The organism is Pseudanabaena mucicola FACHB-723, assembly GCF_014696385.1.
Taxonomy (GTDB): Bacteria; Cyanobacteriota; Cyanobacteriia; order Pseudanabaenales; family Pseudanabaenaceae; genus Pseudanabaena.
Genome location: NZ_JACJQB010000002.1, coordinates 74,095 through 86,593, shown reverse-complemented (window position 1 = coordinate 86,593; position 12,499 = coordinate 74,095). Strand labels below are relative to the sequence as shown.

Below are 12,499 nucleotides of genomic sequence, written 5' to 3'. Positions count from 1 at the left end.
TGAGATTGCTGCGGTGCTGTATCCTAGTATTGGTAAGTATTGTAAATTAATCTCATATCTTACTGTCCAAGATTTTTAAAGTAATTCTTCGGCTAAGAGTAAATGACAAGGTAGTTTCTGCGGTAGCGCTAAATAGGTAAGGATAGGCGGAGCGAAGCGCCGCCCATCCTTACAAAAATCAATCCTTTCCTTTTTAGCACTACCGTTTCTGCTAGTTTTGTTGAACTGCTTTGCAGAATAATTTAATACTCTTACTAATCCTTTTTATTAATAATTTAATCGTTCACTCTATTTAATATTCTTGATTATGTTCAAACGTGTCATCTCTACATTGCTTGTGGTATTTTCCTTACTCCTAACTAGCTGTGCCAGCACGCCTACAAGCGGTTTAGTGCCATTTGCGGATAGTAAAGATGGATATCGTTTTTTGTATCCGAATGGTTGGACAGAAACAAAGGGTAATTCTGCGATCGATATTCTGTTTCATGACATTATTGAACCTTCGGAAAATGTGTCGGTGGCAATTACAAAACTGCTAACTGTCAAAACCCTAGAAGAAATTGGTGATGCCGATGCCATTGGTTTGCGTGTACAGCAGCGTGTAGTTGCTCCTGAAGGCTCTGGTCGCCAAGCCCAGTTACTGAGTGCTACTCAAAAAGAATCAGGCGATCGCAATTATTACATTTTTGAATATGCTGTGCAGAGAGCGCAGGGTGAACCTCGTCATGACCTTGTAACTGTGTCTACTAATCGTGGCAATCTTTACACCTTAAGTATTTCTAGCTCTGAAAAACGCTGGGAAAAAGTGAAAGATCTATTCTCTAGAGTTGCTAAGTCTTTCACCATTGACGAATAAAAAATATTAGTGCTGTAAGCTCATAACTTGACAATATGCCGCATATCCTGATCATTGATGATGATCCCACCATCAGAATGACCCTTCAGAGATTTCTCAAGAGTCAGGGATATGACGTGATTGTCGCTAAGGACGGGCAGGAAGGTTTAGCAAAGGTTAAAGAACTCCACCCCACGTTAATTATTTGCGACTGGATGATGCCTGTCGTTGATGGATTAGAAGTATGTCGGCAGATTAAAACAAATCCTGAACTAGCCAATATTTACTTTATTTTGTTGACTGCTAAGGACCAAGAAGGGGATCTGGTGAAGGGCTTTGATATGGGTGCAGATGACTTTTTAAACAAGCCACCACGCATTAATGAGTTAAAGTCAAGGGTTCGAGCTGGAATCCGCTTATGTCAAGCGACAGAACAAATCCAAAAGCAAAAGCATTTGATTGAGCAAGAGCTATCCCAAGCCTCGCAATATGTAAGATCGCTTTTGCCTGCACCAATGTCTGGAGATATCTCAATTCAGTCGAGTTTTTTGCCGTCAACTCAGCTTGGTGGCGACAGTTTTGACTATTTCTGGCTAGATAATGATCATCTGGCACTGTATTTGCTCGATGTGTCAGGACATGGTGTTGGCTCGGCATTACTATCAGTATCTGTTTTAAATTTGATGCGGACACGCAGTCTCAGGCGAAGTCGAGTCTCTCAAGATACGACCAATTTTTACAGCCCTAGCGAAGTTCTGCGTGATTTGAATAGTAACTTTCAGATGTCAGCCCACAATGAAATGTATTTCACAATCTGGTATGGGGTATATGATCGGCAGACGCATAAGTTGGTCTATTCAAGCGGTGGACATCCCCCAGCCGTTTTAATATCTAATCAGGAAATCCCGAAAATAAAGTTGCTCAAGACATCTGGGTTACCAATTGGGATGATGCCTGACATGAACTACCAAGAGCAGGTTTGTGAGATTGATACTAGCAGTAGGCTGTATCTATTTAGTGATGGAGTCTATGAGGTTACTCAGGAGGATCAAACTATTTGGGGCTTTAATTCTTTGATTGATACCTTTATCCATACGCCCTGTGATCAGCGATCGCGAATTGAGCATATACTAGACTGCGTTAAAGCTGCATCCAATAATCGTCCCTTTGAGGATGATTTGTCTTTACTAGAGGTTTCATTTGAAATTTAAACCTTAAAAGAAAAGCTGGTGCTGCTAGCTTAGAGAGCAGCACCAGCTTTTCTTTTAACTAGCTAAGGTTGCCTGAAATTCATCAACCGTTGTATAAATTTTAAAAATCTTGGTCATGCTTGTCAGTTCAAAGAGCATTTGCACTTGGTCATTTGCCCCACAAATCACCATATCCCCACTGCTGTTACGAATGGATTTTAGAGCGGACACTAGCGCACCTAAGCCAGAGCTATCCATGAAGTTAATATCTTGGAGATTAACTAGCAAATATTTAGGAGGGTTCGCTGATGAGGCAATGTCATTGACTTGGCGACGAAAATCAGCCGCCGTTGTGACATCCAACCTTCCCGAAGGTTGCATAATTTGTACTTGGTTACTCATAAAATTTTTTCTTGACTGGTTAGAGGTAGTTAGAAAATTGGAGGAGTTTTGCTGAGGGAGCAAATCTTGATGCTTGATTCTCAATAAGCATAAATCTTTATCGATGATTTTGGTTCTTATTTGGGCTTTAATGAGATCTTGGCACTATTACTTAATTAATGATCTTTTTAATCTTAAAAATCTATGGCTGATTTACCCGATGTGCAAGCGATCCAAAACTTATTAAAGCCCATTGTTGATCCTGATCGCCAAAAAAGTATTATTGAGCTGAATATGGTGAGAGATATCACCGTTAAGTCTAATGGGGTAGTCAGTTTCACTTTATTACTGAATGATCCGAATAGCCCAAAGCGTGATCTTTTAATTCAAGAATGTAAAGATGCGATTAATGCGATCGCAAATGTATCGGATGTCTGGGTGAAGGTAATTGCTAATAGCCCTGCGATCGCCACACCAACCACACCCACTAGTGCTTTACAGGGCATTGAAGGTGTGAAGTATATCCTCGCAATTTCTAGTGGTAAAGGTGGCGTAGGTAAGACATCGGTAGCGGTTAATGTTGCTGTTGCTCTTGCCGACATGGGTGCAAAGGTCGGTATTCTCGATGCTGATATTTATGGCCCTAATGTGCCTGTAATGCTAGGCATGGAAGCTGCTCAAGTAAAGGTTGTTAAGGCGGAAAATGGCGCAGATGTAGTTGAGCCAGCCTTTAACTATGGGGTAAAAATGATCTCCATGGCATTCTTAATTGCTAAGGATCAACCTGTAGTTTGGCGGGGCCCAATGCTCAATGGCGTAATCCGTCAGTTTTTGTACCAAGCTAATTGGGGCGAACTAGATTATTTAATTGTAGACATGCCTCCGGGTACTGGGGATGCACAGTTGACACTCACGCAGTCTGTGCCATTAGCAGGAGCCGTCATCGTCACCACACCGCAAACTGTGTCGCTGTTAGATTCCCGTAAAGGCTTGAAGATGTTCCAAAATATGGGTATTCCTGTGCTGGGTATTGTCGAAAATATGAGCTATTTCATCCCTCCCGATATGCCTGACAAGCAGTACGATATTTTTGGCTCTGGTGGTGGTAAAAAAGCATCTGAAGAACTGGGTGTAGAGTTGCTTGGTTGTGTACCTTTAGAAATTAGTCTGCGTGAAGGTGGTGATCGTGGTGTGCCAATTGTTTTAGGTCATCCTGAGTCTGCTTCAGCTCAAGCTTTACGAGAGATTGCTAAGGCGATCGCAGCTAAAGTTCAGGCTTAACAGTTTTAAGGGTATGCCCGCAGGGTATGCCCGCAGGGTATGCTCTTAAATAAATCATTTAATATTGCGATCGTAACCATCAAACATGACGCATTTTGGCATAATTTCCCCTGGCTCCACAGGACCTCTAAACACAATGCTTCCATTGGGGCAAGAGTTACAAAGGCGTGGGCATCGTGTCACTCTGTTTGGGATACTAGATACTCAAACCAAGGCAGTGACAGCAGGAATTGAATTTCAGGCGATCGGCGAAACAGAATTTCCTTTGGGAATTACTAAAAAAATCTTTGCTGAATTAGGAAAGCTAAAAGGACTAGCAGCCTTAAAATACACGATTAACTTCTTGACTTTAGAAGCAGTCACTTTACTGAAAGAAGCACCCTCCCAAATGAAATCATTAGGTGTAGATGCTTTATTGGTTAACCAAGGTGCATCACAGGGAGGAACGGTTGCTGACTTCTTAGGAATCCCCTTTGTCACAATATGCAGTGCTGTAGTGTTGAATCGGGAGGCATCTGTTCCTCCTTTTAATACAAGCTGGGCTTACGATCCTAGCTGGATTGGAATTTTACGTAACAGATTAGGCTACAAAATTCTCAGTCGAGCTGCACAACCAATTACTGATGCTCTGAATGAATTTCGTCAGAAGCATAATCTACCTCTGTACAACAATCCCAATCAACGCTACTCAAAACTTGCCCAAATTAGCCAAGCCCCTGCTGCCTTTGAGTTTCCTCGTCAAGAATTACCTCCACATTTTCATTTTACAGGTCCCTATCACTCCTCCAGTAGTCGTCAATCAGTGAATTTTCCTTACGAAAAGTTAACAGGAAAACCGTTAATTTATGCCTCAATGGGAACGTTGCAAAATCGCTTACTTGGTGTATTTGAGGATATTTCTGCGGCTTGCGAAGAATTTGACGTTCAGTTGGTAATTTCTTTGGGTGGAGCAACGAAACCAGAATCCCTGCCAAACTTAAAGGGACATCCTCTAGTTGTAGAGTATGCTCCGCAATTGGAGATTCTCAAAAGAGCCTCGTTAATGATTACTCATGCGGGTATGAATACATCCATGGAATGTTTGATGAACGGTGTGCCAATGGTTGCGATACCCGTTACTAATGATCAGCCTGGTGTGGCAGCAAGAATTGCTTGGTCGGGTTGTGGTGAGACAATCCCGCTTAAAAAATTAAATGTTTCTCGCTTAAGAACAGCAATTCAAAAGGTATTGACCGAAAGTTCCTACAAGGAAAACGCGGTGAGGATGCAAACTGCGATCGCAGCATCAGGAGGAGTAAGTCGAGCTGCTGACATTATAGAGAAAGTTGTCTCGACAGGTGAGCCACTGAACGCCTAATCATTGACAGAGCATTGAATTAGAAAAGAAAAGTGGCTAATTCCATGAACAATGCATAGTCAAATAAGTACATCATACGCTATCCTAGATAGGCTGTGAAAAATACACACATCAACACACGCTTGAGGTTTCGGGTGTTTAGAGTTACTCGTAACTACTAGATTCCATCTCAGGCGCAAGGACAAACCCGAACACAGGAGAAAACTTAAATGGGAGTCGTAACCCTAGCCCAATTGCTAGAGTCGGGAGTTCACTTCGGGCATCAAACCCGTCGTTGGAACCCCAAGATGGAGCCTTACATCTTCACCGAGCGTAATGGCGTCCATATTATTGACCTTGTGCAGACAGCACAATACCTCGAAGAAGCCTATGCTTATTTGCGTCAAGCTTCCGAGCAAGGCAAGAAAGTATTGTTTGTGGGTACAAAGCGTCAAGCTGCTGGTTTGATTGCTCAAGAAGCAGCCCGTTGCGGTAGCTACTATATCAACCAACGCTGGTTGGGTGGAATGCTCACCAACTGGACAACGATCAAAACCCGTGTCGATCGCCTCAAGGATCTCGAACGTCGCGATGAAAGTGGTGCATTAGATCGCTTACCTAAGAAGGAAGCATCGACCTTGCGCCGCGAAATGGAAAAGCTCCGCAAATATCTTGGTGGTATCAAGTTGATGCGTAAGCCACCCGATATCGTTGTAATCGTTGATCATAAGCGCGAATACAATGCGGTTCAAGAGTGCCAAAAGCTACGTATTCCCATTGTGTCGTTACTTGATACCAACTGCGACCCTGATAGCGTTGATATTGGTATTCCTGCTAACGATGACGCAATTCGCTCGATCAAGTTGATCGTTGGTAAGTTGGCTGACGCGATCTACGAAGGTCGTCATGGCGATATTGAAGATATCGAGTATGAAATCTCGGCTGAAGAAGTAGAAGCTTTGGCTGATGATGAAATCATCACTGGTGATGAAGAAGGTGCAGAAGCTTAAGGCTTCTCACCCATAAAAAAGCGGCGCTTAGCGCCGCTTTTTTATGGGAAAATTTTGCCTAATAATACAGGGTACTTTGCGCCTGTAACGCTCGGCAAATTGCCAAAACGTTCTTTAACTCTTAAATATCCCAGCACCGCAAAGGCGATCGCTTCTTTACTATCGCCACTCAAGCCCATCGCATCTGTATGCATGACGATTGCTGGTGCTAGTACATCCTGTAATCGCTCCATTAAATAGCCATTGCGCCCACCGCCTCCACCGATTAGGACTTCTTCAGGGAAAACGGGCAGGAAATCACGATAGCTTTTTGCGATCGCAAGGGCAGTAAATTCAGTGAGCGTGGCAAGAATATCGTAATTACTTAAATGTTGACATTCGCTCAAGCATTTTTCTAAGTATGCAGGGCTAAATAACTCACGCCCCGTCGATTTGGGAGGAGGTGTATCAAAAAAATCTTGTTTGAGCCATGTTTCGATGAGAGCAATATCTGGTTTGCCTTGCCGAGCAATTGCGCCATCATTGTCAAACGATACACCAAATAGTTTTTGAACTGCCATATCCATCAACACATTGCCCGTGCCATTATCAAAACCAAATACTTGATCTTGATTTTCGATGGCGTTGGGAGGGAGATAGGTCAAATTGCTAATGCCACCAATATTTTGACAAACACGGTGCTTAGTGGGGTGAGATAGCAACAAGAGATCTAACATTGGTACGAGGGGGGCAGCATGTCCCCCTGCTTCGATATCGGCAACCCGAAAATCACTGACAGTCTTAATTCCTGTTAGTTCAGCAATGACTGCACCTCTGCCCAACTGCACTGAATATCCAAGCCCTGTTTTGCCATCCTTAGGCATTACTGGCGGACGATGAAATACTGTTTGACCGTGGGAGCCAATTAAGTCTGGTATTTGATCACTTTTTTCTTTAATTGCGATCGCAGCTTTAGCAAAACTTTCGGCAATGCGATCATCTAATTCACATATTTGCTGGAGCGATCGCGGCGCACCTGCACAGACTGCCAAAATTTCAGTACGCAGGTCATCCTCATAGGCATAGGTATGTCCTGCAATTAGGTTAGTGCTAAGAATGCCATTGCGATCGTAAATTTCCACTAGAGCCGCATCGATGCCGTCCACTGATGTTCCACTAATTAAGCCGATTGCTAATATTTTGTCCGTTGGCACATTAATCATGAATTGTCGCTAAAGCCAAAAATCAATATTTAAAATCGAGTCGATGTCGTTTTCAAACTGCCATGTATCAGGAAAATTAAAGCCGTGCGATTGGTATTCCTTACGAGCATATTTTAAAGCGATGCGCCATGCAGAACTCAAATGTTCATCCCAATAGCTTTTCAGACTGGGATAGTTGTTGAGTAACACCTCAATTTGCGATCGCTGCTCACGAATTGTATTTTCCCAGCCATTGAAACAATCGGGCATATTGACGTAAATCCGCTTAAGGAGATGTTCTAGCAAAGTCTTGAGACGGCTTTCTAACTCCTTCCTTTGCGATCGCCCCAAGTCCTCAATCTCCTCAATTAAGTTATCAATATCTAAACACTCAAAATTTTTAGATTTTAAATTCGCTATGGTTTCTTGTATCCAAAGTAAGTAGTCAGATTCGTACAATGACTGTTTTGCAATTGTCTGAGTCATTAATTTGTAACTCTCTTGACATATCTAAGGTATTACCATTATTACCCATATCATCTCGATTACGGTTAGTCTGCCTCCAAGAAGAAAGGCAGTACAAATACCGCATTTCTTCTTGGGATACTCAAAACGTTAACACCATTTTGAATAATGAAATTACTTCATCCACTCAGTGTGGAAAAATTCACCTCTGGGCTTGTCGGTGCGCTCGTAGGTGTGAGCACCGAAGTAATCGCGCTGAGCCTGTGTCAAGTTTTGAGGTAGGCGATCGCGTCTGTAACTATCGAAATAATCGAGGGATGCACTAAAGGCAGGAATCGGGATACCCAACTGCGCCGCTGCTACAACCACCTTTCGCCATGCCGCTTCTTTGGTCAGAATCGTTTGTTTGAAATCAGGATCGACTAACAAGTTAGGCAATTGAGGATTGCGCTGAAAAGCCAGTTTGATCTTGTCAAGGAAAGCCGCACGAATAATGCAACCACCTTTCCAAATACGGGCAATTTCACCCAAATTTAAGTCATAGCCAAAATCACGGGAAGCTGCACTAAGTAGTGCCATGCCCTGAGCGTAGGAACAAATCTTGGAACAGTACAGTGCGTCACGCACTGCATCAATAAATTCTTGGCGATCGCCTTCGTATTTACCAGAGGTCGAACTTTTTAGCACCTTAGAAGCTGCTACGCGCTCTTCTTTGTAAGAAGACATCACCCTTGCGGTCACCGCCGCAATCATTGTGGGGATCGCTACACCGAGATCAAAAGCACTTTGGACAGTCCATTTACCCGTACCCTTTTGACCTGCGGCATCAAGAATCTTGTTAACCAGTGCATCCCCAGTCAGTTCATCGGCTTTAGTGAAAATATCTGCCGTAATATCGATTAGATAAGAATCAAGCTCAGAAGTACGCCATGCTGTAAAAGTTTCATGCAACTCACTTGCCGTCAAGCCCAACCCAGTGCTGAGTAAATCGTAAGCCTCAGCAATCAACTGCATATCGCCATACTCAATACCGTTATGCACCATCTTCACGTAATGCCCTGCACTGCCCTTGCCGATGTAAGTCACACAAGCACCGTCATCGACTTGAGCCGCGATCTTGGTCACAATTGGCTCGATTTCAGCATAGGCAGACTTCTGACCACCAGGCATCATACTTGGTCCATTGAGTGCGCCTTCTTCGCCGCCACTTACCCCCATACCAATAAACTTGAGATTGATTCTCTCTAGCTCCACGGTGCGGCGATCAGTATCGTTATAGAGCGAGTTACCACCATCAATGATGATGTCGCCTTCATCTAGGAATGGTTTCAGTTCCTCAATGACGGCATCCACAGGCGCTCCTGCCTTGACCATGATCATAATTTTGCGAGGACGCTCTAATGAGGCAACAAAATCTGCGATCGTAAATGTGCCTTTAAAATTCTTGCCAGCAGCACGGGTCGCCAAAAACTTATCGGTTTTGTCACGGCTACGGTTGTACACACTCATCGAAAAACCATTACGCTCAATGTTTAGAGCAAGGTTTTCACCCATTACCGCCAAACCGATTAATCCAAAATTTTGCTTGTCAGATGTCATAAAATCCTCTTTATCCGTTGAAACATCGGCAGATATCATGCAGATATCATTAGGTACAGGTTGTTTTTCCTGAACTTGCGGACAAAAGTATGTTAATCACTGATTTAGCGGGGATCGCAAATCCTTTGTAAATCCTTAATACCATCGAATTAAAAAGCTGGGAACAAAAAGCCTTATTTTACTTTCTTAGACAACCAAAAAAAACTCAAACCTAAGGGTAGTATCAATTACTACATTGCAGGGGTCGATTTTAATTTGTTGTTAATACGGTGTATGCTGAACTAGAGACCTAAAAACTCACAATCTAGATCGTCCTGAGCCTTAATAATTTTACTTACTTGGTTGAAGTTTTAAGTTCGGTGATGGGATAAACTAAACTGCCTAAATATTTTATCTGTTGCGGAATTTGATTTGGGTGGTTTTTAAGTATGTAAATATCTCATATTTTTAAGGAGATATCGATCGACTGCAATTCATGCTTTATTTATTCTAAATAGAGTTTGTTTAGCGTTGATTTACATATTTTTTAGCAATTGTTCAGTAAGTTCTAGCCCGCACTAGACACTTTAGTTTTCTGGAGGTTCAGATGAGTAAAACCAATCAGTCCAGTCAATCCAATGACTCCAACAGTAAAGTATCCAAATCTGTCACACCGAAACCTCCGAATAAAGACTTGCCAAAATTAGAAGTTCTCAAAGTTATTGCTCCTAAGTCTTCTGAACCCACTGAATCTGAAGACGCAAAATCAGCATTGCCTCATCTAGAAAATACAGATGCATCTGCTTCTGTTTCATCCGTCTCTGCAAAATCTGTTGCTGCTGCTGCCAAGGTAAAACAGTCTGCGCCCAAACGCTCGGTAGACATTGCCTCTATACAGAAGCAGGTTGAAGAGAGTAATGAGCCGAAGATTTGCCTACAGCCAATTCCCGAAGCGACAGAACCATTTCAATACAGAGCTATCGGCGTAGTGCACGGTCAATATATTCCCAATGAAGATAACTTTGCAAAGGGGCATATCTTAACCTCTGATGGTTCGCAAGTTGATGCAGTATTACTGGGCAAAATCATCTCGATTGTCAAGAAAAGATTGCAAAGCGATCAGGAATATCTATGGGTTGTCTATCCACGCACTAATGATAAGGCGGGAAGATTGCATGTGCAGATTGCTGGGGTTTGGGCTCCTGTAGAGCTTGGCAAATCAGATTTGCCTATCGATCCCAATGTCCAAGATGGATATTTTTCAGTTCGTGGTGAAATATCTAGTCAATCAGCCGAAGATAACTCGGTAATTGTGAAGGTAAGACGTACTGAACAAAAGTTTGACAAGCAAAAAGATAAAGTCACTAGGGAATATAGCAAATTTAAAGTCCGACTGACAGGACTATTGCCAACTGATGCGATTGGACAATTTTGGAGTGTCAATGTCCAACGTCAAGGGGATGTTCTAACGATCATCGATGGCGAATTTATCGGCATTGTTCCCTATAAAGGCAAGCGACACCAGCAACCTAAGGGGCGCTTTGGGACGAATAAATTTGCACCAAGGAAATTTAGCGATCGTCCATTTAAGCCGTCTTATACAGGTGAATTTGATGGTGGCAGTCCCGCTAATATTTATCCGCCTAGACCACGATCTACGGAAGAGCGTCCCCCTGTGCCCAAACCAATCATTAAGCGTAAAGATCCCAACGTATAGCTGATTAAGTTTTGCTTAGGACATAAAATCCAAGAAGCGAGTGGCGGCGCTTTGCGCCGCTACTCGCTTCTTGGATTTGGCTTTCTACTAGCTAACTCTTTTTTGCTATATGAGTAAAGCACCCAAAAAGAAGCCTTCCATATGGAAGGCTTCTTTTTGGTGAAATGTTAGGGTTGTAATACCATACTCCATTCTTTGTTTTGACTATCCCAGAATGGGGCATCGGTTTCACCAACAATATTAGGCCCCCAGTAGGTGCGGGAACCGTCAGTAGCAAAGGCAAAAATTACATCACCCTTACCGATCGCAATTTTGTAATTGGGCAGTGATAGTAATAGACCTTCTTTGCCACCCTCATTAGGTTCAAAGTCCCAGTTTAGAGGTTCAATCGTTTGCCATTCATTCTGAGAGGTGATTCTTGAAAGCAGAACAATTCGGACTGAGCGATCAGTGCGGTTACCAACGCGCAAGCTGCCAATATTTTCCCCATCATTGAGGGAAGGGCGCGTAAAAGTAGACGGTAAAGGTGGGACAATTAACTTAGATGCTTCAATATTTTCAGAAATGTCTCTATTTTGGGGAGGAGATAAGCGTTGCCACAGAGAAACTCCCGTCAGTGTGATGATCATTCCTAAACACATCGAGTAAGCATGTTTGACATCAATAGTTGGTATCACAGCTTAAATTTTGATGTTTATATTTTTTATTGTATGCTTACCAACTTATAAATTTAAAACTACACTCCAATTTTTTAGAATTGCTAATTCTTCACTGGGAAAGTAGCTACTTGGATTTGCTATGAGGTACGAGAAATAGCGACACCATGAGAAGTACCGATGCGTGTTGCACCTGCATTAATCAGGGCGATTGCTTGTTCTCTAGTACGAATTCCACCTGAAGCTTTGATGCCAACCTTGCCCCGTGAAAGTTCTTTGAGAAATTTCACCATTTCTACGGTGGCACCACCTGCCCAGCCTGTACCTGTTTTCAGAAATGCAACTCCTGCGTCTAGGCAAATCTCAGCAGCGAGTTCCTGCTCATCGGGAGTAAGTAAGCTCATCTCTAAAATCGCCTTGACAGGCTTACCTGACTCTTCACAAATTTGGGCAATATCTTGGTGCAACAAATTTGTTTGTCCAGTTTTTAGCCATCCCAAATTAATAACAACATCTAACTCCGTAGCACCATTTTCTATTGCTTCCATAGCTTCATAAAGCTTCACATTTGATGTAGTTGCACCACTGGGAAAGCCGATCACTGTACAAATTTCGACTCTGGTTTTTAGTAATCTTTCGGTAGCACGCTTAACGTTGCAAGGGTAAACACAGACGCTAGCGAAACCAAAGCGATCGGCTTCTTCGCAGACACGATCAACTTGCTCATCACTAGCAGCAGGATCTAATAGGGCGTAATCGATGTATGGGGCAGGATTGATATCAGTTTGAGGCATAAAACTATACACACTTAGGCAAGCAAGAGGTTACATTGGAGATTAGTGACGATAACTTCTTATAATTACTTATTC

12 protein-coding genes are annotated in these 12,499 nt (G+C 42.8%); 6 read left to right on the top strand and 6 right to left on the bottom strand.

The annotated features are described in order from the left end of the window. Positions 1-307: 307 nt before the first annotated feature. Both psbP and H6F41_RS01990 read left to right on the top strand, forming a co-directional pair. Positions 308-856: a photosystem II reaction center PsbP gene (gene psbP, locus H6F41_RS01995; protein WP_190401805.1), complete on the top strand. Its 549-nt coding sequence runs from the start codon at positions 308-310 to the stop codon at positions 854-856. 35 nt (positions 857-891) lie between these two features. Next, entirely contained in the window at positions 892-2,046 is a 1,155-nt protein-coding gene (locus tag H6F41_RS01990) for a PP2C family protein-serine/threonine phosphatase (protein ID WP_190401804.1), read from the top strand. 54 nt (positions 2,047-2,100) lie between these two features. Here the strand turns inward: H6F41_RS01990 and H6F41_RS01985 are convergent, their stop codons facing one another. Continuing rightward, the gene (locus H6F41_RS01985) at positions 2,101-2,427 is read right to left on the bottom strand and encodes an STAS domain-containing protein (RefSeq protein ID WP_190401803.1); all 327 of its coding nucleotides are present in this window, start codon (positions 2,425-2,427) and stop codon (positions 2,101-2,103) included. Positions 2,428-2,610: 183 nt separating this feature from the next. Here H6F41_RS01985 and H6F41_RS01980 point away from each other — a divergent pair, with 183 nt between their 5' ends. The 3 genes from H6F41_RS01980 to rpsB all read left to right on the top strand — a co-directional run bounded on the left by H6F41_RS01980 (position 2,611) and on the right by rpsB (position 6,033). Beyond that, the gene (locus tag H6F41_RS01980; protein WP_190401802.1) at positions 2,611-3,687 is read left to right on the top strand and encodes an Mrp/NBP35 family ATP-binding protein; all 1,077 of its coding nucleotides are present in this window, start codon (positions 2,611-2,613) and stop codon (positions 3,685-3,687) included. Positions 3,688-3,772: 85 nt separating this feature from the next. Then, positions 3,773-5,044, top strand: a complete 1,272-nt coding sequence (locus H6F41_RS01975) for a glycosyltransferase (protein ID WP_190401801.1) — start codon at positions 3,773-3,775, stop codon at positions 5,042-5,044. 209 nt (positions 5,045-5,253) lie between these two features. Further along, positions 5,254-6,033, top strand: coding sequence for a 30S ribosomal protein S2 (gene rpsB, locus H6F41_RS01970; protein WP_190401800.1), 780 nt, complete (start codon positions 5,254-5,256; stop codon positions 6,031-6,033). Positions 6,034-6,074: 41 nt separating this feature from the next. Here the strand turns inward: rpsB and H6F41_RS01965 are convergent, their stop codons facing one another. The 3 genes from H6F41_RS01965 to gnd all read right to left on the bottom strand — a co-directional run bounded on the left by H6F41_RS01965 (position 6,075) and on the right by gnd (position 9,278). Further along, complete coding sequence (locus H6F41_RS01965) at positions 6,075-7,211, bottom strand: anhydro-N-acetylmuramic acid kinase (RefSeq protein ID WP_190401948.1); 1,137 nt, start codon at positions 7,209-7,211, stop codon at positions 6,075-6,077. Between the two features lie 33 nt (positions 7,212-7,244). Then, positions 7,245-7,700, bottom strand: a complete 456-nt coding sequence (locus H6F41_RS01960; RefSeq protein WP_190401799.1) for a DUF29 domain-containing protein — start codon at positions 7,698-7,700, stop codon at positions 7,245-7,247. A gap of 153 nt (positions 7,701-7,853) precedes the next feature. Next, entirely contained in the window at positions 7,854-9,278 is a 1,425-nt protein-coding gene (gnd, locus tag H6F41_RS01955; protein WP_190401798.1) for a decarboxylating NADP(+)-dependent phosphogluconate dehydrogenase, read from the bottom strand. A 586-nt stretch (positions 9,279-9,864) separates the two neighbouring features. Between gnd and H6F41_RS01950 the strand changes: the two genes are divergently transcribed. Next, a complete protein-coding gene (locus H6F41_RS01950; protein ID WP_190401797.1) occupies positions 9,865-10,974 on the top strand; it encodes a hypothetical protein in 1,110 nt (369 codons plus the stop codon). Between the two features lie 167 nt (positions 10,975-11,141). On the opposite strand, the gene H6F41_RS01945 is transcribed toward H6F41_RS01950, so the two are convergent. Together H6F41_RS01945 and deoC are read right to left on the bottom strand one after the other, a co-directional pair. Next, positions 11,142-11,651, bottom strand: a complete 510-nt coding sequence (locus H6F41_RS01945) for a hypothetical protein (protein WP_190401796.1) — start codon at positions 11,649-11,651, stop codon at positions 11,142-11,144. 119 nt (positions 11,652-11,770) lie between these two features. Beyond that, positions 11,771-12,424: a deoxyribose-phosphate aldolase gene (deoC, locus tag H6F41_RS01940; protein WP_190401795.1), complete on the bottom strand. Its 654-nt coding sequence runs from the start codon at positions 12,422-12,424 to the stop codon at positions 11,771-11,773. Positions 12,425-12,499: the final 75 nt, after the last annotated feature.

Bases quoted from the DNA above. Each gene is read 5' to 3' on its own strand.
- deoC (WP_190401795.1), bottom strand. From the start codon at position 12,424: ATGCCTCAAACTGATATCAATCCTGCCCCATACATCGATTACGCCCTA.
- H6F41_RS01960 (WP_190401799.1), bottom strand. From the start codon at position 7,700: ATGACTCAGACAATTGCAAAACAGTCATTGTACGAATCTGACTACTTA.
- rpsB (WP_190401800.1), top strand. From the start codon at position 5,254: ATGGGAGTCGTAACCCTAGCCCAATTGCTAGAGTCGGGAGTTCACTTC.
- psbP (WP_190401805.1), top strand. From the start codon at position 308: ATGTTCAAACGTGTCATCTCTACATTGCTTGTGGTATTTTCCTTACTC.
- H6F41_RS01985 (WP_190401803.1), bottom strand. From the start codon at position 2,427: ATGAGTAACCAAGTACAAATTATGCAACCTTCGGGAAGGTTGGATGTC.
- gnd (WP_190401798.1), bottom strand. From the start codon at position 9,278: ATGACATCTGACAAGCAAAATTTTGGATTAATCGGTTTGGCGGTAATG.
- H6F41_RS01975 (WP_190401801.1), top strand. From the start codon at position 3,773: ATGACGCATTTTGGCATAATTTCCCCTGGCTCCACAGGACCTCTAAAC.
- H6F41_RS01990 (WP_190401804.1), top strand. From the start codon at position 892: ATGCCGCATATCCTGATCATTGATGATGATCCCACCATCAGAATGACC.
- H6F41_RS01950 (WP_190401797.1), top strand. From the start codon at position 9,865: ATGAGTAAAACCAATCAGTCCAGTCAATCCAATGACTCCAACAGTAAA.
- H6F41_RS01980 (WP_190401802.1), top strand. From the start codon at position 2,611: ATGGCTGATTTACCCGATGTGCAAGCGATCCAAAACTTATTAAAGCCC.